Source organism: Sphingomicrobium aestuariivivum (assembly GCF_024721585.1).
GTDB classification, from domain to species: Bacteria; Pseudomonadota; Alphaproteobacteria; order Sphingomonadales; family Sphingomonadaceae; genus Sphingomicrobium; species Sphingomicrobium aestuariivivum.
On the sequence record NZ_CP102629.1, the window covers coordinates 1,695,774 to 1,716,890 of the forward strand.

Sequence of the window (21,117 nt, forward strand, 5' to 3'; positions counted from 1 at the left end):
ACCGCCTCGGGCGGACGGAAAAAGGACGAACGGAAACTCATGGTCGAAGCGCGAATCGCGGAAGTCGATCCGGCGGCCGAACGGCGGCGCTCGAAGCGCCAGCCGGTCGATGTCGACGCGCAGGTCCGCGAAATGGGCGCCGAGGGCAGCGAGGCGCGCCTCGTCAACATCTCGGCGCACGGCTTTTCCGCCGAAGTGCCGGGGCACGAGTTCGATACCGGCATGCGCATCTGGCTGATCATCCCGAACCGCGACCGCGCCAGCGCGATGGTCAAGTGGATCGCGGGCGACCGTCTCGGTGCCGAATTCTTCGAGGAAGTGGACGTTACCGGTCTCGTCGGCGACGAGGACTAGTCGAGCAGCGGCACCAGCCGCGCCGTGAACGCCGTCACGATCTGCTTCACCCCTTCGAAATTGGGATGCACGCCGTCGGGGAGCAGCAGCCCCGCGCGGCTCGCGCCTTCGGGGACGAAGGGCAGGACGGGTATGCCATAGCGCTCGCCGAGCGCGGGATAGACGGCATCGAAGGCGGCGACATAGTCGGGGCCGTAGTTGCGCGCGGCGGGGATGGCGGCGAGCACCACCTCGATCTCGCGCGCCTGCAGCGCCTCGATCATCGCGGCGAGATTCTCCTCGGTGACCGACGGGTCGAGCGCGCGCAGCATGTCGTTGCCGCCCAACTCGAGGATGGCCACGTCGGGCAGCTCCTCGAGGCTGTCGAGCGTCCAGCCGAGGCGTTCGCGCCCTTGGGCGCTGGTATCGCCCGACACGCCCGCATCGATCACGGTGGCGGCCAGCCCCTCGCGGCGCAGGGCGTCCTCCAGTTGGGGCGCGAAGCCGAGACCTTCGGCAAGGCCGTAACCTGCCGTCAGGCTGTCGCCGAACGCGAGGATGGTAACGCCGCGCGGCTCCGCGACTTTCGCCGTTTCCTGCGCCCCGCCTGCAGAAAGCGGCGCGACGAGGAAGGCGAGAAGGAGAAGGATGCGCAGCATGGTCGAAGGTCGGGCTAGCGCGTTCGGCCCTCGCCCGCAATTGCCAAGCTGCCCAACTGCCCCTAGCCCCGAGAGCCATGACCCAGACCCTCCTCGATCTTTCCGACGTCCATCTTTCCCTCGGCCAGGGCGCGGCCCGCGTCGACATCCTCAAGGGTGTCGATCTCAAGCTGTCGTCGGGCGAGACGCTCGCCATCCTCGGCCCCTCGGGCTCGGGCAAGTCCTCGCTGCTCGCGGTGATGGCGGGGCTCGAGCGCGCCGATAGCGGCAGCGTCGAAGTGGCGGGCGAGGACCTTGCCGGGCTCGGCGAGGACGGGCTGGCGCGGCTGCGCGGCCGACACGTCGGGATCGTCCTCCAGGATTTCCAGTTGCTGCCGACGATGACGGCGCGCGAAAATGTCGCTGTGCCGCTCGAACTTGCCGGCGCCAAGGACGCCTTCGCGCGCGCGGAGGCCGAACTGGCGCGCGTCGGGCTGGGCGAACGGCTGACCCACTATCCGAGCGAACTGTCGGGTGGCGAGCAGCAGCGGGTAGCCATCGCCCGCGCCACCGCGCCCGGCCCCGCGCTCCTGCTCGCCGACGAGCCGACCGGCAATCTCGACACCACCACGGGGGCGGGGATCGCCGACCTGTTGTTCGAACGCGCCGCCGAGCGCGAGGCGGGGCTCGTCATCATCACCCATGACGCGGGGCTGGCGGCGCGCTGTGACCGCACCGTGCACATGCGCGACGGGAAGCTCGCCGAATGATCGGCTGGACGCTGGCGCGGCGCGACCTCAAGGGCGGACGCGCGGGCCTCGGCCTCCTGTTCGCCTGCCTGCTCCTGTCGGTCGCGGGGCTGGCGGCGGTGTTGAGCCTCGTCGCCTCGATGAACAGCGCGATCGACGAGAATGGTCGCGCGCTGTTGGGCGGCGACCTGCTCGTCAGCCAGGCGCAGCGCCCCGCAACCGCCGAGGAGCGCGCCGCGATGGATGCGCTCGGAACGGTGAGCGAGGCGGTGGCGACCCGCTCGATGCTGCGCCGCGACGATGCCATCGCGCTCGTCGACCTGCGCGGCGTCGATGCGCTCTTCCCGCTGGCGGGCGAAATCACGCTGCAGGGCCGCGCGCCCGATGCCGCGGACGAGATCGCACTGGGGCGCGGCGCGGCGCGCCAGCTCGGGCTCGACGTCGGGGACAATGTTTCGCTGGGCACCGCCGACTATGTCGTCGCGGGGCTGATCGACCGCATGCCCGGCGGCACCTTCCTCTTTGCCCCGCCAGCGCTGGTCACGAGCGAGGGGCTGGCGCGCAGCGGGCTGGTCGTGCCCGGCAGCCTCGTCGATTATCAGTATCGCATCGCCCTCGATGATCCCGCCGCGCTCGAGGGCGCGGAGGAGACGCTGCTCGCCGCGCTCGAACCGATCGGCTGGGAAGCGACGACGCGCGAAGGGGCGAGCCGCGGCACGCAGCGCTTTGTCGCGATGGCGGGCGACATGCTTCTCGTCATCGCCATCGCCGCGCTGGGCATCGGCGCGCTCGGTATCGGCGCGGCGATGCGCGCCTTTGCCACCTCGCGGCAGGCGGCGGTGGCGCGGTTGAAACTCATCGGTGCCCAGCGCCGCGACCTTGCTGCCATGCTCGGGATCGAGATCCTGCTCGCGGTGGGGCTTGCGCTGCTGCCCGCGCTGCTGATCGGCGCGGCAGTGCCGCCGCTGCTCGAGGATTTGCTCGCCGACCGTTTCCCCGTGGCGCCCGATGTCGGGCCGCACTGGGGCGCGCTGGCGCTGGCGGCGGGAATCGCGGTCGCGGTGACGCTGGCGGTGGCATGGCGCCCGCTGCTCGGGGCGCTGCGCACCGCGCCCAAGGCGCTGCTGCGCGCCGATGCGGGCAGCGGCCGGCTGCGCGGGCGGCGGACCGACTGGCTCGTGCCTGCGCTCGCCGCGCTCATCGCGGTGGCGCTGCTGCTGCTCGGTTCGGACAGCTGGCGGCTGGCGGCGGTGGCGATCGCCGCGCTGGCAGTGCTCGCGCTGCTCTTCTGGCTGCTCGGGTGGGTGATCCAGTTCATGGCGAGGCGCGCCAGCGGACGCGGCGGGCCGATCGCGCGGCTCGGCGTGGCGGCGCTGCATCGGCCGGGCAATGCGACCCGCGCGCTGACGGTCGCACTGGGGCTCGGCCTGTCGATCCTCGTCGCGCTGGCGGCGACCAGCCAGAGCCTGCTTGGCGAACTCGACGGGGCGATCCCCGAGCGCGCGCCCTCGCACTTCATCACCGACCTGCCGCGCGGCAGCGGCGATGCGCTGGCGGCGCTGGTCGAGGAGGAAATCCCCGGCGCCACCTTGCGCGTCGTGCCGAGCCTGCGCGGATCGGTCAGCGCGGTCGACGGCGTGGCGGTGGCAGACCTGCCCGAGGAGCGCCGCAGCTGGCTTACCAGCGGCGACCGCGGGCTGACCTGGTCGGCGGGCGTGCCCGAGGGCAACAAGCTTACCGCGGGCGACTGGTGGGCGGAGGATTATGACGGCCCGCCGCTCGTCAGCCTCGAGGAAGAGGCGGCGCGCGATCTCGGCCTGTCGGTCGGCGACACGCTGACGCTGTCGATCGCGGGACGCGAGGTCACCGCGACCATCGCCTCGCTGCGCAGCGTCGACTGGCGCAGCTTCGGCTTCAATTTCGGCATCGTCTTCGCGCCCGGCGCGCTCGAACAAGCCCCGCATGTGCTGATGGCGACGATCGAGCCCGAGGGGCGCGAGATCCCGCAGGGCTTCGAGGCCAAGCTGGCGCGGCGCTTCCCGACGGCAAGCGCCATCTCGGTGGCGGGCGTGCTCGAGGACGTGCGCTCGGTGCTGACCGCATTGGATGCGGCGGTGCGGATCGCGACCCTGCTCGCCATCCTCATCGGGGTGGTGGTGCTGACCGGCTCGGTGCTGGCAACGCGGGCGGCGCGGGCACGCGATCTCGTGCTGTTGCGCCTCGTCGGCGCGCGCGGGGCCCAGCTCGTCGGCACCCAACTGGTCGAATTCGCGATCCTCAGCCTCGGCGCGGTGCTCACCGCCATCCTCGCCGGCATCACGGTGGCACGCTTCGTCGTCGCCGACCGGTTCGAGATCCCCTTCGCACCCGATGCCGGCGCGATCGCGGGGCTGGCGCTGGCCACCGTCGCGGTGGCGATCGGCAGCGCGATGCTCGCGGTCCGGCCGGCGCTCAAGCGGCGTCCGGCGGCGGCGTTGCGGGCGCATTGAGGACAGGCGCGCCAAGCCCGCTTCGTCAAAAGTGACTCGAATCCTGTCCTAAATTAAGACTTTGGAAACCCTTTCGGTCGGGCGGACGTTTATGCGGGTTGAAAGGAAGCCCGAATGAGCCAGGTCCCGCAGATGAACCACGACATGGTCAGCCAATCGCATGACCGCGGCTATCACGCCGTCTATCGCGAGGCCGAAGTGAACCATTGTCCGGGCTGCGGGCGCACCCACTGGCTGGTCGGACGGACCTCGGCCGAATGTGCCTTCTGCGCGACGGCGCTGCCGCTCGAGGGCGCGGTGCTCGACCAGGGGCCGGTCGACTTCATCATCGCCCATCGTCCCAAGCGCGAGACGCATCGCGACGTCTGGGCCGCCTGAACCCAACCGTAGCGCGTCCTATTCGGCGGCGCGCACCGGCACCTGCACATTGCACACATCCACCCCGCCCGCGGGGACGTCGTAGAAGGCGTCGTCGCGGTTGGCGCGCACCGCGACGTAGCGCGCGAATGCCTCGCTGTCGGAGCGCAGCACCTCGTAGTTCGGGCGATCCTCGGGCGCCAGCATGTCGGCGAGGATCACGCTCTTGATGGGCGCGGCGACCTCGCCTTCTGGATACATGCCGAGCACCTCGGTGCCGCGGGTGAGCGAGGTGTAATGCGCCATCCCGTCGACGACGCGGCCGACGATGGCGATATTGCGGTCGAGATGGCGCGGGGCGTGGCCGATGACGGCATAGAGCTCCTCGCCGGTGCCGGTGTCGGGGCTCATGTTGCGGCCGACGCCGACCGCACCATAGCAATGGGTGAGGCTCGCCGTGCCGTCCGAGTAAAGGGCGACGGGCCAGCCGTCCGAAAAGCCGACGGCGGCGGCATAGCTGTCGCGCATGCCGAAGCCGTTCACGGCAAGGCCCTCGATCGAGCGGACATATTCGGCGGGCGGGGTTTCCTCGACCCCGGCAGGCAGTTCGGGCTGGTCGTCGCGGTGGCCCCACTGGACGACATAATTGTCCTGTACGCGATAGACCGAGGCGCCACCGCCGGTCCAATAGCCGGCGCGCGCCATGGCCTGGATGTTGGCGACATGGACGGGGGCGAAGGTCGAGTTGAGCTCGATCGCCACCTCGCTGTCGTCGGCTAGCGTGACAAGGAGGAGATGGTCGGGCGCGATGGCGCGCCAGGCCTCGGCGGGCGCGGCGGCGACGACTTCGCCCGGGGTCTGCCCCGCGACGTCGGGATCGACCTCCTGCGCGAGAAAGGCGGCAAGGGCGATGGCGGCGGTCAGCATAGGAGGATCTCCGGACGGGAAAAACGGGTCGGGCGCCACCATGCCAGCGGGGGGTGAAAGCGCAAGGGCGCGTCAACCGCGCATCAAAATTCGCGTGCCGGGAAACAAAGTGCAAAGTGGATCATTGCTCCTTGCATGGAGATGGACACGACCCCCCGGCTTTCGCCCCGCGAATTGAGGACCATGGCGCAGACGAGTGCCGATCCCACCATTCGCCGCGCCCTCAAAACCCTTGCGCAGGACTATGAGGAGGAGGCATCGAGGCCGGTGCGAGGGGAGAAGTGGATTTGATCTTCAGGAAGTCGTTGCCAGTCATGGCCTGTGCCGCGTTGCTCCAGGGGTGCGGTGAACCCGCCCCGACCGAGGATGCCCCGGTGACCGTGCGCTCCGAAGCGCAGAACCGGATGTTCGACCTCTCCCCCGTCAATCGCGATATCGCGCTCAAGCGCGCCATCCGCGCGAGCGGGCTGCGCTGCGAGCGGGTGACGCGCTCGGGCTATGTCGCCGATTACGAGAATCTCATGATGTGGACCGCGAGCTGCGACGACGGGCGCGACTGGGCGATCTTCATCGGTGCCGACGATTCGGCGCAGGTCCGCAATTGCGTCGATGTCGCCGAGCAGGGCCTGCCGGCCTGCGAGATCACCCGCGCCGACAGCGAGGGGCAGAACCAGCCCGAGCTTGGCGAGGTCGAGCCCGGCTCGAACGAGCCCTAGGCGCCGGCCGCCGCCTTTTGCGGCGGGAAGCGTGCGATTTCCACGAACTCATGGGCGTTGCGGTGGCCCACCACCGGCAGTTCGCCCGAACTCACCCAGACATGCGCCTCGAGCCCGTCCACGCCGCGGCGGGTGCCGTAGTGCAGCAGGACATCGCGCCGGCGCCGCTCGAGCATGCGCATGGCGACGATGGCCTGGATGAAACATTCGGTCTTCCACGGCAGCCGGCGGGCCCAGCCGCGGGTGGCGCGCTCGATGAGGTCGCGCTCCTCCATCGTGGCGCCCGGACGGTGGCGCTGGCGGGTCGGCACGAGCGCCTCGAAGGGGCGCGACCGGAGCGCGGCGGCAGCGGCGAGATGGTCGCCGAGTGCCTCGATGACGACGCGGGCGGGAAGGCGGCGCACGGGATTTTCGCTCACGGGCAGCCGTCCTCGACCCATTGCGAGAAGGCGGCGCAGGTCATCGCGCGCCCCAGATGGATGCGGTAGCGAATGACCTGGTCCTCGTCGTCCCAGCCGCTGGCGGGCCAGTCGTCGAGGGCGCGGCGCATGGCGCGGGCGTTGAACAGATGCGCGCCGGCATGGCCTGCCTCGAGCCGCTCGAGGATGTTGCGCATGAGCCCCGCATCGCGCAGCGCGGCGGCGCGCCAGTCGGCACCCTGTGCGGCGGTCATCACCGGTTCGCGGATGGCGGGCGGCAGGCGCGGGTCGAGCATGGCGCGCTGGAGCCAGCGCGAGCGGCCCTCGTGGCGGTAGATATGTTCGGGCAGGCGCAGGCAGAACTCGACCAGCTCGCGCTGCGCGTAAGGGTCGACGAGCGTGACGCCGTGGCGCAGCTGGGCGGCGCGGGTGCGCGGGGCGGGGTCGAGCTGGAGGATATATTCGCGCAACCGGCGCTCTGGCACCCAGCTGCCGTCGGCATTGTTGTCGATGCGGATGCCGGCGTCGACCTCGGGGCGGAGCGCGGCGCGGATGTCGCCCGACCAACGGTTGGCGAACAGCGCGCCTGCGTGGCGCCAGCCCGCGGGGATGGCGAGGAGCCGCGCCAGCCAGCGCGGCGGGGCGGCGCGCAGCGAGGCGCGGATGTCGCGCCCGCCATTGGCGAGGATGAGCGAGGCCCAGCGCCCCCACTGGCCGCGCGCGGCGGCCGCAATGGTCGGGCGCACGCCATTGTGGCCGAGCGTATAATTGCCCTGCATCCCGTCGAGCATGCGGTTCATGCCGAGGTCGGCGGCAAGCGCCTGGCAACCGTCGACCCAGCCGAGATTGGACGGATTGTACATGGGGCGCTGGAAGGCGGCGAAGCCCCAGTTGAGGGCATCGCGCAGCCCGCTCGGCGCGGCGCGCAGGCGGTGGTGCTCGCTGCCGAGGTCGAGGCTGCGCAGGCCGGCGTGGGCGAGCGGATATTCATCGACCAGCTGGATCGTCGAGGGATCGGCATGGGCGGATGGCGAGCCGGTGATGGCGCGCGGGCTGCGGCCCATCGCGGCGAGCCGCGTGAGGATGACGTTGCTGTCGACGCCCGCCGAGAGGAAGAGGTCGCCGCGTTCGCGGTGGATGCCGCGGTCGAGCAGGCGCGTGGCCTCTGCCAGTGCCTCGTCGAAGCTGATGTCGAGGGCTGAGAAATCGGGCTCCCACCAGCGTGCGACACGCACCTCGTCGCCGCGCATCTCGACGACATGGCCGGGGGGCACGCGGCTGACGCCGATGTAAGGGGTGCGAGGTCCCTCTTCGGGCAATGTCAGGAAGAAGCGCGCCAGCCACTTGTCGTCGAGCCGCGGGGCGCCGAGCTGGCGGGCGAGCGGGAGAGGATCGCGTGCCAGCAGGATCCGGCCGTCGCCGGTGGCGGCGTAATGGAGCGGACGATGGCCGAGCGCGTCGCGGAAGAGGATCGCGATGTCGGGCCCGGTGAACAGCCCGGCGAAGCCGCCTTCGATGAGGTCGAAGGCCGCTGCATCGTCAGCGACAAGCAGCGACAGGATGCGGTCGAGCGTGTCCGCGTCGGGCAGGATGTCGGCATCGAGCCAGAGCGCGAAGCCGTCGCGCTCATGGGCGGGAGGGGGTGTGTCGGCGGGAGAGCCCCCGGGAACGACGTGCCGGGGGAGGGGGAATTCGGAATCGGGTTGCGGCGTCAGCTGCAATTCATCGACTTGCCGACCTTGGTATATTGTCCCTCGCACAGGTTCCCGTTCGTCGCCATGCGCGCATGCTTGGCAGGAACGCGATCGAGACGCGGACAGGACCAGACGGCTTTGTTGACGGTCATCTTGGACATACTAGTGGATCCGAACATGAAATACAGGCTGATTTCACCGCGTTACCTAATAAGAGGTAGCGTTCGCGTCTACAGCTATATTTAACCGAGCGTTAAATTAACGGGATCGCGCGGGCTCAGCTGCCGCAGAGCCGCGACTTGCCGATCTTGCCCGAGCAGCCCTCCGCCGAAGGCCCGTTGCCGGGCATGCGGGCGCTCTTCGCCTCGAGGCGGGCGAGCTTGGGCGCCATCCAGGGCGCTTTGGGGGTGACGGTTTCGGTCATATCGAATCGGCACCGTTCTGTTTAAACAGTGATGCTTGACGATCCGTTAAACCTGTCTGTTGAGCGTCACGATGCGGTCCGCGAGCGCCTGGCTCTGCGGGCGGTGGGAGACCATCAGCGCGGTGAGATCGGGGGCCATCCGGCGGATGTTGGCGACGAGCGCGGCCTCGGCCTCGAGGTCGAGCGCGGCGGTGGCCTCGTCGAGGATGAGGAGGCGTGGGCGGCGCAACAGCGCGCGGGCCAGCGCGAGCCGTTGCCGTTCGCCGCCCGAGAGGGTGGCGCCATGTTCGCCGAGCGGGCGATCGAGCGCGGGGCCGAAGCGGCTGCGCAGGGCCGAGAGGCCGAGCGCGTCGAGCAATGCATCTACCCTTGCGTCCGGGGCGCCCGCGTCGAGGCCGAGCATGGCACGCGGCGTGTCCCCGAGAAGGAGGTCGTCCTGCCCGACATAGGCGAGGCCCGCGGCCCAACCGTCATGGCGCGTGAGGTCGACCAACTGGCCGTCGAGGGTGATGCTGCCGCCAAGCGGCGGGACGAGCCCCGCGATCGTATCGAGGACGAGCGACTTGCCCGTGCCCGAGGGGGCGACGAGCGCGGTCCAGCTGCCGCGTTCCAGCGCGAGGTCGACGGGCGCGGTGGCAATACCGTCGGCGATGCCCGCGACAAGGCCGCTTGCCTCGAGGCGGCGCCAGTCGGCGGGCGCGTCGCCCGAAAGCGGTACGGGGGCGGGAGCGGCGCTGGCTTGGGCAAGGAGGGCGGACAGCTCTGCGAAACCCGGCGCATTGACCGCGATCCCCTGCCACGCGTCGAGCAGCGCGCGCAGTGGCGCATAGAGGCGCGCGAAGAGGATGACGAGGAGGATGAGGAGCGCGGGCGCGAGGTCGAACAGGAAGAGGCCGGCGTAAAGCAGGGCGACGAGGCTGGCGGCGGCGACCAGCTGGGCGACGGTGGCGGCGCGGATCTGGCCGTCGTCGATGGCGACATAGGCGTCGCGCTCGGCGGCGAGGCGCGCGGCATAACGGTCGAGGAAGGCGCTGGTGCGCCCCTCGGCGAGCGCGGCCTTGAGGCCGGCGCGCAGGCGGTGGGCTTCGTCCACGCTGAGACCGCTCAGCGTCGTGAGGCCGACGGCAGCGCGCTGGCTGGCGCGCAGGAAAGGAAGGCCGACCGCCATGCTGGCCAGCGCCAGCGCAACGGCGGTCAGGGTGAGCGCGGGCGAGAGGAAGAGCGCGATCGCGCCCTGCACCCCGATGATGAAAGCGGTGACGATGACCTGCTCGACATAAGCGGCGGCAGTGGCGCTGCGCGTCACGTCATGCTGGAGGAGGCGCTGGAGGCGGGCGGGGCCGAGCAGCTCGGCCTCGCGCCAGCCGATGCGCAGCAGCGCGTCCGCGACGGCTTCGCGCAACCCGGCCGGATAGCCCTGCGCAAGGCGGGTGCGCAGCCGCCCGCGCCATTCGACCAGCAGCGCGCGCAGGGTCATGACGAGGAGGAAAAGGAGGAGCAGCGTGCCCGTGCCCGGAAGCGCGGGGAGCCAGTCTGGCAATGCGCCGCGACCCGCCTCGCTCGCGCTGGCGAGGACGGGAACGAGGAGGAGGAGCCCTGCGCCCTCGGCGAGCGCGGCGACGAGCGACACCGCGACGAGCCGGTCCAGCCGTGCGCCTTCGCGGGCGCGCAGGTCGGCAAGGAGGGCGCGGGCCTCGCGCGTCATGCCTCGACGATCACCAGTCCGGCCTCGCGGGCCTGTTCGAGGAAGGGCAGGATGTCGGCGAGGCACTGCTCGGGGCTGACGTCATGGTCGGCGACCATCGCCTCGACCAGCGCGGCCACGGTCGTGCCCCCGCCGATCCGGTCCCACAGGAGGGTGGCGATGGGGTCGAGCCCGAAGACGTCGCCCGCGCGCGGGTCGAGCGCCATCAATTCGCCATCGACGCGGCCGGTCGGGATGGTCTCGTTGCGCCGGATGCGCGTTTCGGGGGTCAGGGGGGGTGCCTTTGCCATGCCCGTTGGGGTAAGCCGCCCCCAGATGGAGGGCAAGAGGATGCACGGTCACGGCGCCTTCGGGCTGCACTTTGCAAGCGAATTGCCGCTGCCCGAGCTATATGCCGCCGAGGGGGAGGCGGATGTCGTCATCCGCTTCGGCCGCGATGCTGCGCTCGAGCCCGACCTCGAGACCGACTGGCGGGTGGAGGAGGACGGCACGGTCGCCTTCGAACTCCACGGCATCCGCTACCGCGTGCGCGAGGGGCGCGAGATCCATGTGACCGCGCCCGAGGAGACGCCCGAGGCGATGGTGCGGGTGTGGTTGCTCGGTTCGGTGATGGGCGCGCTGTTGCTCCAGCGCGGGATGCTTACCGTCCATGCCAATGCGGTGGCATTCGGCGAGGGCGACGCGGCGGCCTTCCTCGGCGACAGCGGGGCGGGCAAGTCGACGCTGGCGGCGAGCCTCCGGCAGGCGGGGCTGCGGCCGCTGTGCGACGATTTGCTGGCGATCCAGTTCGACGGGGAGGGCGCGTGGGTGCGACCCGGCATCCCGCGGATCAAGCTCGGGCCGGTGGGCGCCGACGCGCTGGGCATCAGCCTCGAGGGGCTGCCCAAGGTGGCGCCCGACATCGACAAGTACCAGCTGCCGCTCGACCGCTCGGCGCCGTGGCAGGACCGCTTCCGGCTGTCACGGCTCTACCGGCTCGACCAGGGGGAGTTCGCCATCACCCCGATCCGCGGGCAGGAAGCCGCGCTGGCGATGCTCGACAACCTGTTCCGTCCCGCGATCGGCGAGGAACTGGCCGATGACGACCGCCGCTTCGTGCAGGCGATGCGGCTGGCCAATGATTGCGCGACCTTCGCTTTCGCGCGGCCGTTCCGCCTCGACGAGGCGGTCGACAATGCGCGCCGGCTGAAGGCGCATCTCGACACGGCGCTGTAGCGCGAACAGCAAAAAACGCCCCCGAAAGCTCGGAGGCGTTCAATGCTGTCTCAAGACCTGCGCTTGGGCAGGCGCCGGAGGCTTAGCCCTGGCGCGCCTTGAAGCGGCGGTTGGTCTTGTTGATCACATAGGTGCGACCGCGACGACGGATGACGCGGCAATCGCGGTGACGCGACTTCAGCGATTTCAACGAGTTACGGATCTTCATGTCGCAAAACCTTGCAGATAAAGTGATTCTGTTTTTCGGGAGCCGAAAAGTCTGAGCGCCACCTAGGGGTTGACGCTGGCGGAGTCAAGCGCGGCCGGACGTGTCGCGCGCGCATCGCCCGGCGCGAAGCGGTCGCCGAAGAAGGTGCCTGCATACCAGAGCGGGCGTTCCTCGTCCGCCGCAATGGTTTCGGCGATGCGATAGTTGAGATCGGCATATTTGGCGAGCGCGTCCCATTGCAGCGGCTGCGACAGGTCATCGCCCGCCTGGTGGTAGCGCTCGGCGAAGAAGGCGCCCCACTGCTCCTCGCCGCCATTGGCATAGCCGGTGAAGAGGAGGATGGCGGGCACGCCCTCTTGCGCGAAGGCATAATGGTCCGAGCGCACGAAGATATTCTGTTCGGGCATGGGGTCGGACGAGACGGTGATGCCGAGGCTGGCGCCCGCATCGGCGACCTTCTCGGCGACGCTGTTATATTGTGCCCCGAAGGCGACGACATCGGTGAAGTCGTAGAGCGGCACGGGCATGTCGAGATTGACGTTGGCGACGATCCTGTCGGTCGGCACGGTCGGGTGGGCGGCATAATAATAGGCGCCGAGCAGGCCCATTTCCTCGGCCGAGAGGGCGATGAAGGTGACGCTGCGCGGCGGGGCCTTGTCGGCGAGCGTGAACAGGCGCGCGGCCTCGAGCATGGTGGCGATGCCAGCGGCATTGTCGAGCGCACCGTTGAAGATCTTGTCCTCGCCGCGCGTCTCGGGCTTGACCCCGACATGATCGAGGTGGGCGGACATGATGACATGTTCGTCTGCAAGCTCGGGATCGCTACCGGGCAGGCGGGCGATGACATTGGGGCTGGTGAAGGCCTCGTGGGCCGAGCTGACGCTGGCGGCGAGGCTGGCGTCGGTCGCGACCGCGGCAACGGCGCCGCCATTGCGGGCGGCTTCGACATGATCGGTGAGGTCGGTACCGAGCACGGCCTCGGCGCCTGCCTTGGTGAGGATGCCGCTCAGCTGCAGCGCGCCGGGGAGCGAGCCGGGGCTGCCGTCGGGGGCGATCCAGTCGACCTTGGGGTTCTTGCGAAGATAGCCGATGAAGTTGCGGGCGCGGGCGTCATCGGCGCGGCTGATTTCGAAGAAGCCGACCGCGCCATTGGCTGCGGCAGTCTTGGCCTTGGCCGATGACAAATGCGCGGCGACATCGCCTTCGATTCCCTCCGGCAGGCCGCCAATGGCGATCACGATCTTGCCCGTGACGTCCTTGCCCGCATAATCGTCATGGCCGAGCAGCGGCTCGTCGAGGCCGTAGCCGACGAAGACGACATCGGCATCGACCGCCACCTCTTCGCCGCGCGCATTGGCGGTGATGACATAGTCTTCATCGGCCAGCGCGGTGGCGGTGCCATTCACCGTCGCGACTGCTTCGGTGCCGGTGAGGCGAGCGCGAATGAAGGGGACGTCCTGGTACCAGCTGCCGTCGGGGCCGCCGGGCTCGAGGCCAATCGCGCGGAACTCGCTGACCACGTAGAGCGCGGCGAGGTCATAGCCGCGGGTTCCCGACTGGCGGCCTTCGAGCAGGTCGTCGGCGAGATATTCGACATGGGCGCGGACCTGGTCGGCATCGGCGCGCGGGGCGCTGTCGAGCGAGGTCGCGGGGGTTTCGGCGGCAAGCGCGAGGCCTGCGGTGAGGAGAAGCGGGAGACTGGGCACGGGATCCGTTCCGATCGTTAAATGGGCGTTTGGCGGAGAAGCGTAACGGGCCCGCGTGCGATGGCGAGCCTTTTTCGACGAGGAGACGGGCCGAGCAAGCTCGACGGACGGGCTTTTCCTTCCGCGCCGCCTTGCCTAGAGAGGGCGGCAACCAAGAGAATAGCAGCGAAAGAGCTTCATGACCCTATCCGTGACCAGCGCCTTCGACAGCGGCAACATCCGCCTTGTCTCCCAGCAGGGCGACCGCCTCGAACTGGAGATCGTCAAGGATCACCAGTCGGACTTCTACCAGTGGTTCCACTTCAAGCTGGTCGGCGGTGCGGGGCGCGAGGTCGAGCTCGCCATCACCAATGCGGGCGGCGCGGCCTATGTCGACGGCTGGCCCGGCTATGAAGCGCTGATGAGCATCGACCGCGAGGACTGGACCCGCGTCAAGGCGACCTCCTACGAGGACGGCACGCTGACGATCCGCCTCGTGCCCGATACCGACTGCGTCTATCTCGCTTATTTCGTGCCCTATTCGATGGACCGGCACCTCGATCTCGTCGCGACCGTCGCGGCGCTGCCCGATGTCGAATATCGCAGCCTCGGCAAGACGATCGACGGGCAGGACCTCGACTATTTCGTGATGGGCGAGGGCGATCTCGTCGTCTGGCTCTATGCGCGCCAGCATCCGGGCGAGAGCATGGCCGAATGGTGGATGGAAGGCGCGCTCGAGAAGCTCACCGATCCCGACGATCCGGTCAGCCGCAACCTCTTGAAGCAGTGCACCTTCCACATCGTGCCCAACATGAACCCCGACGGGTCCAAGCGCGGGCACCTTCGCACCAATGCGGTCGGCACCAACCTCAACCGCGAATGGGACAATCCGACCGCGGAGAAGAGCCCCGAGGTTCTCTACGTGCGCAACCGCATGGACGAGACCGGCGTCGACTTCGCGATGGACGTGCATGGCGACGAGGCCATTCCGGCCAACTTCCTCGCGGGCTTCGAGGGGATTAAGAGCATCACCGACGAGCAGTATGGCCTGTTCAAGAAATTCAGTTCGACGCTGGTGACCAATTCGCCCGACTTCCAGGAGCAGAAGGGTTATGAGGTCTCCAAGCCGGGTGAAGCGAACCTCAGCATGTCGACCACGCAGGTCGCCGAGCGCTTCGGTGCGGTGTCGATGACGCTGGAAATGCCCTTCAAGGACAATGACGACCTGCCCGATCCCGTCTACGGCTGGTCGACCGAGCGGTGCAAATATCTGGCCGAGGCCTGCCTTTCGAGCCTCAACCAGATGCTGCCCGACCTCAAGGCCTATCGCGGCAAGGGGAAATAAGCATGGGTGCCAAGCTGATCCTCGTCCGCCACGGCCAGTCGCAGTGGAACCTCGAGAACCGCTTCACCGGCTGGTGGGACGTCGACCTCACCGACAAGGGAGTCGCCGAGGCCCGCAATGCGGGCGAGGTGATGAAGGAGAAGGGCATCGCCCCGACCCGCGCCTTCACCTCGATGCAGACCCGCGCCATCCGCACGCTGCACCTCGCGCTCCATTCGCTGGGGCGGCTGTGGATCCCCGTGACCAAGGACTGGCATTTGAACGAGCGCCACTATGGCGGGCTCACCGGCATGAACAAGCAGGAGATGCGCGACAAGGTGGGCGACGAGCAGGTCCACATCTGGCGCCGCAGCTTCGACGAGCCGCCGCCCGCGCAGGAGGAAGACGACAAGTACCGGATGGACGATGATCCTCGCTATACCGGTGTCGACGTCCCCGCGACCGAGAGCCTCAAGGACACGATCGCGCGCGTGCTGCCATATTACGAGGCGAACATCCGCCCCCATCTCGAGGCGGGCGAGACGGTCATCGTCTCGGCGCACGGCAACAGCCTTCGCGCGCTGGTCAAGCATCTGTCGGGCATTTCGGACGATGACATCACGGGGCTCGAGATCCCGACGGGGCGCCCGATCATCTACGAATTCGACGATGGCATGCAGCCGGGCGAGCGGCGCTATCTCGACGAGGCCTGAGCCGTTGAAGGCGGGCCCCGTGTGGCCTAAGTGAAGTCCACGACATTTCGGCAAACGGGGGAATGAACGCGTGAAAGTCGGCATCATCATGGGGAGCCAGTCCGACTGGGAGACGATGGCGCGCGCCGCCGCGATCCTCGAGGAATTCGGCGTGGACCATGAAGTGAAGATCGTCTCGGCGCATCGCACGCCCGACCGTCTCTACGATTATGCGAAGAGCGCGCGGGAGCGCGGACTGCACGCGATCATCGCGGGCGCCGGCGGCGCCGCGCATCTGCCCGGCATGGTCGCCGCGCTGACGCCGGTGCCGGTGCTCGGCGTGCCGGTGCGCTCGAAAGCGCTGTCGGGGCAGGACAGCCTGCTGTCGATCGTCCAGATGCCCGCGGGCGTGCCGGTGGCCACCTTCGCCATCGGCGAGGCGGGGGCGGCCAATGCGGCGCTCTTCGCGGTCGCCCAGCTGGCGGTGAACGACGATGGCCTGGCGACAAAGCTCGACGACTGGCGCAAGGCGCAGACCGAAAAGGTCGGGGAGACCCCGCAATGACTCCGCTGCCGCCCGGATCGACCATCGGTATCGTCGGCGGGGGGCAGCTCGGTCGCATGCTCTGCCTCGCCGCCCAGCGCATGGGGTATCGCACCCACGTCTACGCGCCCGATCCCGCGCCGCCGGCGAGCGAGAGCGCCTCGCTCTACGTGTGCGCCGACTATCAGAATTCGGATGCGCTGGCGGCCTTTGCCAACGAGTGCGACGTCGTCACCTACGAATTCGAGAATTTGCCCGTCGCGCCGCTGGAGGCGATGGGGGACAAGCTGCGTCCCGGCACGCGCAGCCTCGCCATCGCGCAGGACCGCGCGGCGGAAAAGCGCTTCATCGAGGAACATGGTGGCACGGTCGCCAACTGGCGTCCCGTCAGCGAGACGAGCGACCTCGACGGACTTGAGGAGGCGATCGGCTTTCCGCTCGTCCTCAAGTCGCGGCGCCTTGGCTATGACGGCAAGGGGCAGGCGTGGGTCCGCGAGAAGGGCCAGCTGATGGACGCGTGGGAAGCGATCGGGCGCGAGCCGGCGGTCGCCGAGGCCGCGGTCGACTTCGCCGCCGAATTCTCGATCCTCGTCGCGCGCCGCGCCGACGACACGCTCGCCGTGTGGAACGCACCGCGCAACATCCATGACGGCGGTATCCTCCGGCGCTCCGAAGTGCCCGCGGGCGAGCCGGTCGAGGAGCAGGTCGAGGAAGCCGTCGCCATCGCCTGCAGGCTGGCGCAGGAACTCGGCCATATCGGCGTGATGGCGGTCGAATTCTTCGCCACTGCCGAAGGCCCGCTCGTCAACGAGATCGCGCCGCGTGTGCACAATAGCGGGCACTGGACCATCGAGGGTTCGCAGTGCAGCCAGTTCGAGCAGCACCTCCGCTGCATCGCCGACCTGCCGCTGGGCGACCCGGCGCTGGTCAGCCCGCGCGTGACGATGGACAATCTCATCGGCAGCGATGTCGACCTGTGGGCCGAGCTGCTCGCCGAACCCGGCGCGCACCTCCACCTCTATGGCAAGAAGGAAGCCCGCCCGGGCCGCAAGATGGGGCACGTTACCCGCCTCGGCTGAGGCGCCCACGTTCTCCTAGTCCAAATGGAAAAGGGGCGCGCCACCCGCCTGGGTGACGCGCCCCTTTCTTTCGGGCCCTGGCGGCTTATTCGCCGTCGAAGGCGCGGGTTTCGTAGGTCACGCCCGCGGCATCGAGCTGCGGCGCGACGACATCGGCATCGCCGACGATGACCCAGATGAAGTCCTCGGGGTCGATGACCGCGCGGATCGCCTGGTCGAGGCTCTCGCGGGTCTGCGCCTCATATTTGGCGGGCAGCGTCTCGTAATAGTCCATCGGACGGCCGAGCTCGACATTGTTGCGGATGCCGCCGAGCACCGAGGTCGAGGTCTCGAAGGCCCCGGGCAGCGAGGCGATGTTCGAGGCCTTGATGCGGGTGATTTCCTCTTCCGAAAGGCCGTTGGCGGTCAGGAAGTCGACCGTCTGGTCCTGCAGCGCCTTGAGGCTGTCGGCGGTGCGGTCGGCCTGGACCGGTGCCGAGAAGCCGTAGCGCACGTCATTGTCGGTGCGGGTCACCGAGCCGCGCACACCGTAGGACCAGCCCTTGGTTTCGCGCAGGTCCATGTTGATGCGGCTGAGGAAGTTGCCCCCGAGCGCTTCGTTGGCGGCATTGAGGTCGACGAGGTCGGCCTTCGGGTCGATCGGCAGGAGCTGCGCGCCGGCGATGATCGACTGCGGCGAGTCCGGACGGTCGAGCAGGATCACGACCGGTTCGTCGGGACGCACCGGGCGGTCGGGAAAGACCTTCGCGCCGGCCGCGGTGGCGGGCGCCTGCCAGTCCCCGAGCTCGGCCTCGAGCGCGGCCTTGACCTCGGCCAGCGACAGGTTGGAGGTCACGTAGATCTCCATATTGTCGGGACGGATATAGGCCTGGTGGAAGGCGGTGAGGTCGCCGGCATCGATGCTGTTGATCGCCGCGACGTCGCCATAGGGGCTGCCGCCATAGGGATCGGCCTCACCATAGATGATGGCGGGGAGCGTGTCGGCGATGAGCCCGTTGGGGCTCTTCAGCGAGCGGGCGCGGTTGGCCAGCGTCTGGCTGCGCACGCGCTCGATCGCGTCAGCCTCGAAGTCGGGCTGGCGCAGCATGGTGCCGAACAGGTCGAGCGTCTGGTCGAGATTGACCGACAGCGCGCTCATGCTCGCGGTGGTTTCATCGAGGCTCGATCCGAAGCCGATGTTGGCACCGAGCGATTCGGTCTTCTCGGCGATTTCCTGCGCGTCCATGCCACCGGCGCCCTCGTCGAGCAGGCTGGTGGTCATCGAGGCCAGGCCGCGCTTGTCCATCGGGTCGGCAGCGCTGCCGGCGTCGAATTCGACGATCATGTTGGTCACCGGCACGGTATCGCGCATGGCGTAATAGACGGTCGCGCCGTTCGACAGCGTGGTGGTTTCCACATCGGGGAAGTCGAGCGCGGCGGTCGGGTAGACCGGCGGCTTTTCGCGCGGTGTGATCTCGTAATCGGCGGCAACGGCGCTTTCCGGCTGCGGGCCGGTGGCGCCCTGCGCTTCCTCATAGCCCTGGCGTTCGCCCGGCATCAGCGTGATGGTGAGCGAGGGGCGCGACAGCCACTTGGCAGCGGCGGCCTGCACATCGGCCGGCGTCAGCGCAGCCAGTGCGGCGAGGTCTTCGGAATATTGGTCGCTGTCGCCATTGTAGAGCAGGCCCTCGGCCAGCGTGTTGGCCTTGCCGCCGAAACCGCCGACGGATTCGAGCCCGCGGACCTGGCCGGCGAGATAGTTGGTGACCGCGCGGTCGACTTCTTCCTGCGTCGGGCCGTTGATGACGAAATCGGTCATCACCGACTGGAGGTTGAGTTCGAGCGCCTCGATCTCGGTTCCTTCCTTGGCCTCGCCGCCGAGCTGGAAAAAGCCGACGCGGTGGTTGGGCGAATAGGAGGAGTAGGCGAAGTTGGCGATTTCCTTGCCGCGCACCAGCTCGGCATCGAGGCGGCTCGACGACAGGCCGCCGAGGATCGAGGAGGCGATGTAGAGCGCATAGCGGTCATCGTCCTGCAGGCCCGGCATGGCCCAGTTCTTGATGACCCGCGGGCGCGAGACATTGTCGTACATGACATGGCGACGGGGCGCATCGAAGGTGGGCACCTCGGCCATCGCGGGCGTCAGCTGGGGACCGCGCTCGATGGCGCCGAAATATTTCTCGACGAGCGGCCTGGCGGTCTCGACATCGACATCGCCGGCAAGGACGAGGACGGCATTGTTGGGGCCGTAATTGTCGATGAACCACTGCTGGACGTCGCCGAGGCTGGCGCTGTCGAGGTCGGCCATCGAGCCGATCGGCAGGTGGCCGTAGGGGTGATCCGGCCCGAACAGGCGTTCGAACACCTCGTACCAGACGAGGCCGCCCGGCTGGTTGTCGCGCTGGCGCTTCTCGTTCTGGACGACGCCGCGCTGGTTATCGAGCTTTTCCTGCGTCACCGCGCCGAGCAGGTAGCCCATGCGATCGCTTTCCATGAACAGGACGCGCTCGAGGGCGCCGGTCGGCACGTTCTGGAAATAGTTGGTGCGGTCGAAGCTGGTGGTGCCGTTCAGGTTGGTGGCACCGATTTCCTCGGTGTAGGTGAAATAGTCGCCCGGCAGGTTTTCCGAGCCGTTGAACATGAGATGTTCGAACAGGTGGGCGAAACCGGTCTTGCCCTCGGGCTCGTCCTTCGAGCCGACATTGTACCAGACGCTGGCCGCGACGATCGGCGCCTTGCGGTCCTCATGGACGATGACGGTGAGGCCGTTGTCGAGCTGGAAGGTCTCGTGCGGGATGCTGACCTGGCTCGCGAGCTCGGCGACGGGGTCGGCTTGCGCCGCGGTCGCGGCGGGCGTGGCCACCGCCATCGTGTCGGTGGTCGAGCAGGCAGCAAGCAGCGATCCGCTGGCGAGCAGCAGCGCGGTCATGGGCAGACGGGACATGAACTTCTCCGGGAGATTGACGTCGTTACGCCCGCGTTCATGCACCCCGTTTCCGGCAACCGCAATACGGCACTCTGCAGACGGCGGTGAACGCCCTCCTAACGACCCGGACGCAAATCCTCGTTGGGAATGATCCGGTAGCGCGCCTCGATGAGGCTGAAGATGCCGAACAGGATGAGGCCGATGCACAGGAGCGTGAAGACCGTGCCCATGTCCTTGAGGCTGGCGAGCGCGCCGGGCAGGCCCTTGGCCGCATCGGCATTGCCGGTTGCCTGGATGACGGCCCAGCCCGAGACGATGAAGACGATCCCGCGGGCCAGATGGCCGGCCAGCCCGAGCCAGCCGACAAAGGGCGGGGTGCCCGCCGCGAGGCCGCGCAGGAAGTCGCGCGTGACGCCCTTCTTGATCTGGTAGACGCCGGCGATGAGGATGCCCGCGCCGGTGGCGAGCAGCAGCCAGTCGGGCGCCATGGCGGCGGCTTCCTCGGTGCCGTCGCCCGAGCCGCCCGACCCGAAGACGGTCTTGGCGGCGAGGAAGGCGAGGATCCAGTAGCCGACCCCGCCGACGATATAGAAGAAGCGCTTGGCCTTGCCCTTGGCATCGTCGTCAAAGCCCTCGAGGTTCTTCACCGCATCGAAGATCTTCCACAGCCCGTATCCGAAGGCCCCGATCATGATGATCCACAGGAGGACGGTCCCCGCGGGCAGTTCCTCGACCTGCTTGAACAGCTCGGACGAGCTGTCGGGCGCGCTGGCGGATAGCGCAACATAGCCGAGGAGGATGTAGATGAGGCCGCGCGCGACATAGCCGACGCGGGTCCAGTTCTCTAGGCTGGAAGCGGTGGATTCGAGACTCGACGTGGTGACCATGCGCATGAAACTCCCTGTTATCCACGAGGAGACGAGCGGCAGGCCGTGACGGTTCCGAAAGTGCTGACAGGCGCGCCAATCGCTGCTAGCTGGCGTGCCAATATGGCCGTGGAACATCCGCCGGCCC

General features: G+C 68.7%; 22 protein-coding genes. 10 read left to right on the top strand and 12 right to left on the bottom strand.

Annotated features, from left to right (window positions below; translation table 11 throughout):
- Positions 1-39 precede the first annotated feature (39 nt).
- Entirely contained in the window at positions 40-354 is a 315-nt protein-coding gene (locus tag NUW81_RS08805) for a PilZ domain-containing protein (RefSeq protein WP_245112465.1), read from the top strand.
- Here the strand turns inward: NUW81_RS08805 and NUW81_RS08810 are convergent.
- Positions 351-992: an arylesterase gene (locus NUW81_RS08810; protein ID WP_245112467.1), complete on the bottom strand. Its 642-nt coding sequence runs from the start codon at positions 990-992 to the stop codon at positions 351-353. The genes NUW81_RS08805 and NUW81_RS08810 overlap by 4 nt on opposite strands.
- 77 nt (positions 993-1,069) lie before the next feature.
- Between NUW81_RS08810 and NUW81_RS08815 the strand changes: the two genes are divergently transcribed.
- From NUW81_RS08815 to NUW81_RS08825, 3 genes are all read left to right on the top strand, one after another.
- Positions 1,070-1,741 (top strand): ABC transporter ATP-binding protein, encoded by a 672-nt coding sequence (locus tag NUW81_RS08815; protein WP_245112469.1) that lies wholly within the window; start codon positions 1,070-1,072, stop codon positions 1,739-1,741.
- Positions 1,738-4,209, top strand: coding sequence for an ABC transporter permease (locus NUW81_RS08820; RefSeq protein ID WP_245112471.1), 2,472 nt, complete (start codon positions 1,738-1,740; stop codon positions 4,207-4,209). Before NUW81_RS08815 ends, NUW81_RS08820 begins: the two co-directional genes overlap by 4 nt.
- 114 nt (positions 4,210-4,323) lie before the next feature.
- Entirely contained in the window at positions 4,324-4,587 is a 264-nt protein-coding gene (locus NUW81_RS08825; RefSeq protein WP_245112473.1) for a hypothetical protein, read from the top strand.
- 18 nt (positions 4,588-4,605) lie between these two features.
- Here the strand turns inward: NUW81_RS08825 and NUW81_RS08830 are convergent, their stop codons facing one another.
- Complete coding sequence (locus NUW81_RS08830; RefSeq protein WP_245112476.1) at positions 4,606-5,493, bottom strand: peptidylprolyl isomerase; 888 nt, start codon at positions 5,491-5,493, stop codon at positions 4,606-4,608.
- Positions 5,494-5,867: 374 nt separating this feature from the next.
- On the opposite strand from NUW81_RS08830, the gene NUW81_RS08835 reads away from it, so the two are divergent.
- Positions 5,868-6,209 carry a hypothetical protein gene (locus tag NUW81_RS08835; protein WP_245112478.1) on the top strand — a complete coding sequence of 114 codons (342 nt, stop codon included), beginning with the start codon at positions 5,868-5,870 and terminating at the stop codon, positions 6,207-6,209.
- Here NUW81_RS08835 and NUW81_RS08840 read toward each other — a convergent pair.
- From NUW81_RS08840 to NUW81_RS08865, 6 genes are all read right to left on the bottom strand, one after another.
- The gene (locus NUW81_RS08840; RefSeq protein WP_245112480.1) at positions 6,206-6,628 is read right to left on the bottom strand and encodes a lasso peptide biosynthesis B2 protein; all 423 of its coding nucleotides are present in this window, start codon (positions 6,626-6,628) and stop codon (positions 6,206-6,208) included. The genes NUW81_RS08835 and NUW81_RS08840 overlap by 4 nt on opposite strands.
- Positions 6,625-8,349, bottom strand: a complete 1,725-nt coding sequence (locus NUW81_RS08845) for an asparagine synthase-related protein (RefSeq protein ID WP_245112483.1) — start codon at positions 8,347-8,349, stop codon at positions 6,625-6,627. The genes NUW81_RS08840 and NUW81_RS08845 overlap by 4 nt, the downstream gene beginning before the upstream one ends.
- Positions 8,340-8,483, bottom strand: coding sequence for a hypothetical protein (locus tag NUW81_RS08850; protein ID WP_245112485.1), 144 nt, complete (start codon positions 8,481-8,483; stop codon positions 8,340-8,342). Before NUW81_RS08850 ends, NUW81_RS08845 begins: the two co-directional genes overlap by 10 nt.
- Positions 8,484-8,599: 116 nt before the next feature.
- Positions 8,600-8,746, bottom strand: coding sequence for a hypothetical protein (locus NUW81_RS08855; RefSeq protein ID WP_245112488.1), 147 nt, complete (start codon positions 8,744-8,746; stop codon positions 8,600-8,602).
- Between the two features lie 46 nt (positions 8,747-8,792).
- Complete coding sequence (locus NUW81_RS08860) at positions 8,793-10,451, bottom strand: ATP-binding cassette domain-containing protein (RefSeq protein ID WP_245112490.1); 1,659 nt, start codon at positions 10,449-10,451, stop codon at positions 8,793-8,795.
- The gene (locus NUW81_RS08865; protein WP_245112492.1) at positions 10,448-10,741 is read right to left on the bottom strand and encodes a PqqD family protein; all 294 of its coding nucleotides are present in this window, start codon (positions 10,739-10,741) and stop codon (positions 10,448-10,450) included. Before NUW81_RS08865 ends, NUW81_RS08860 begins: the two co-directional genes overlap by 4 nt.
- Before the next feature lie 25 nt (positions 10,742-10,766).
- Here NUW81_RS08865 and NUW81_RS08870 point away from each other — a divergent pair, with 25 nt between their 5' ends.
- The gene (locus NUW81_RS08870) at positions 10,767-11,666 is read left to right on the top strand and encodes a phosphoenolpyruvate carboxykinase (ATP) (protein WP_245112495.1); all 900 of its coding nucleotides are present in this window, start codon (positions 10,767-10,769) and stop codon (positions 11,664-11,666) included.
- 82 nt (positions 11,667-11,748) lie between these two features.
- Here NUW81_RS08870 and ykgO read toward each other — a convergent pair whose 3' ends face one another.
- Together ykgO and NUW81_RS08880 are read right to left on the bottom strand one after the other, a co-directional pair.
- On the bottom strand, positions 11,749-11,874 hold the full coding sequence (ykgO, locus tag NUW81_RS08875; protein WP_006833921.1) for a type B 50S ribosomal protein L36: 126 nt from the start codon (positions 11,872-11,874) through the stop codon (positions 11,749-11,751).
- Between the two features lie 62 nt (positions 11,875-11,936).
- The gene (locus tag NUW81_RS08880; RefSeq protein WP_245112497.1) at positions 11,937-13,580 is read right to left on the bottom strand and encodes a M20/M25/M40 family metallo-hydrolase; all 1,644 of its coding nucleotides are present in this window, start codon (positions 13,578-13,580) and stop codon (positions 11,937-11,939) included.
- A gap of 178 nt (positions 13,581-13,758) precedes the next feature.
- Here NUW81_RS08880 and NUW81_RS08885 point away from each other — a divergent pair, with 178 nt between their 5' ends.
- The 4 genes from NUW81_RS08885 (at position 13,759) to NUW81_RS08900 (ending at position 17,198) form a co-directional block, all read left to right on the top strand.
- Positions 13,759-14,904, top strand: coding sequence for a M14 family metallopeptidase (locus NUW81_RS08885; protein WP_245112500.1), 1,146 nt, complete (start codon positions 13,759-13,761; stop codon positions 14,902-14,904).
- 2 nt (positions 14,905-14,906) lie between these two features.
- Positions 14,907-15,596 (top strand): 2,3-diphosphoglycerate-dependent phosphoglycerate mutase, encoded by a 690-nt coding sequence (gene gpmA, locus NUW81_RS08890; RefSeq protein ID WP_245112502.1) that lies wholly within the window; start codon positions 14,907-14,909, stop codon positions 15,594-15,596.
- A gap of 70 nt (positions 15,597-15,666) precedes the next feature.
- Positions 15,667-16,140 carry a 5-(carboxyamino)imidazole ribonucleotide mutase gene (purE, locus tag NUW81_RS08895; protein WP_260508492.1) on the top strand — a complete coding sequence of 158 codons (474 nt, stop codon included), beginning with the start codon at positions 15,667-15,669 and terminating at the stop codon, positions 16,138-16,140.
- Positions 16,137-17,198, top strand: coding sequence for a 5-(carboxyamino)imidazole ribonucleotide synthase (locus NUW81_RS08900; RefSeq protein ID WP_245112504.1), 1,062 nt, complete (start codon positions 16,137-16,139; stop codon positions 17,196-17,198). The genes purE and NUW81_RS08900 overlap by 4 nt, the downstream gene beginning before the upstream one ends.
- 85 nt (positions 17,199-17,283) lie before the next feature.
- Here the strand turns inward: NUW81_RS08900 and NUW81_RS08905 are convergent, their stop codons facing one another.
- Positions 17,284-20,121 carry a M16 family metallopeptidase gene (locus NUW81_RS08905; protein WP_245112506.1) on the bottom strand — a complete coding sequence of 946 codons (2,838 nt, stop codon included), beginning with the start codon at positions 20,119-20,121 and terminating at the stop codon, positions 17,284-17,286.
- Between the two features lie 98 nt (positions 20,122-20,219).
- A complete protein-coding gene (locus tag NUW81_RS08910) occupies positions 20,220-20,990 on the bottom strand; it encodes a DUF1206 domain-containing protein (protein ID WP_245112508.1) in 771 nt (256 codons plus the stop codon).
- Between the last annotated feature and the right edge of the window lie 127 nt (positions 20,991-21,117).

Coding starts and splice junctions, on each gene's coding strand:
- NUW81_RS08855 (WP_245112488.1), bottom strand. CDS start 8,746: ATGACCGAAACCGTCACCCCCAAAGCGCCCTGGATGGCGCCCAAGCTC.
- NUW81_RS08860 (WP_245112490.1), bottom strand. CDS start 10,451: ATGACGCGCGAGGCCCGCGCCCTCCTTGCCGACCTGCGCGCCCGCGAA.
- NUW81_RS08870 (WP_245112495.1), top strand. CDS start 10,767: ATGGAGGGCAAGAGGATGCACGGTCACGGCGCCTTCGGGCTGCACTTT.
- NUW81_RS08815 (WP_245112469.1), top strand. CDS start 1,070: ATGACCCAGACCCTCCTCGATCTTTCCGACGTCCATCTTTCCCTCGGC.
- NUW81_RS08865 (WP_245112492.1), bottom strand. CDS start 10,741: ATGGCAAAGGCACCCCCCCTGACCCCCGAAACGCGCATCCGGCGCAAC.
- gpmA (WP_245112502.1), top strand. CDS start 14,907: ATGGGTGCCAAGCTGATCCTCGTCCGCCACGGCCAGTCGCAGTGGAAC.
- NUW81_RS08900 (WP_245112504.1), top strand. CDS start 16,137: ATGACTCCGCTGCCGCCCGGATCGACCATCGGTATCGTCGGCGGGGGG.
- ykgO (WP_006833921.1), bottom strand. CDS start 11,874: ATGAAGATCCGTAACTCGTTGAAATCGCTGAAGTCGCGTCACCGCGAT.
- NUW81_RS08810 (WP_245112467.1), bottom strand. CDS start 992: ATGCTGCGCATCCTTCTCCTTCTCGCCTTCCTCGTCGCGCCGCTTTCT.
- NUW81_RS08905 (WP_245112506.1), bottom strand. CDS start 20,121: ATGTCCCGTCTGCCCATGACCGCGCTGCTGCTCGCCAGCGGATCGCTG.
- NUW81_RS08830 (WP_245112476.1), bottom strand. CDS start 5,493: ATGCTGACCGCCGCCATCGCCCTTGCCGCCTTTCTCGCGCAGGAGGTC.
- NUW81_RS08885 (WP_245112500.1), top strand. CDS start 13,759: ATGACCCTATCCGTGACCAGCGCCTTCGACAGCGGCAACATCCGCCTT.
- NUW81_RS08850 (WP_245112485.1), bottom strand. CDS start 8,483: ATGTCCAAGATGACCGTCAACAAAGCCGTCTGGTCCTGTCCGCGTCTC.
- NUW81_RS08910 (WP_245112508.1), bottom strand. CDS start 20,990: ATGGTCACCACGTCGAGTCTCGAATCCACCGCTTCCAGCCTAGAGAAC.
- NUW81_RS08825 (WP_245112473.1), top strand. CDS start 4,324: ATGAGCCAGGTCCCGCAGATGAACCACGACATGGTCAGCCAATCGCAT.
- NUW81_RS08820 (WP_245112471.1), top strand. CDS start 1,738: ATGATCGGCTGGACGCTGGCGCGGCGCGACCTCAAGGGCGGACGCGCG.
- NUW81_RS08805 (WP_245112465.1), top strand. CDS start 40: ATGGTCGAAGCGCGAATCGCGGAAGTCGATCCGGCGGCCGAACGGCGG.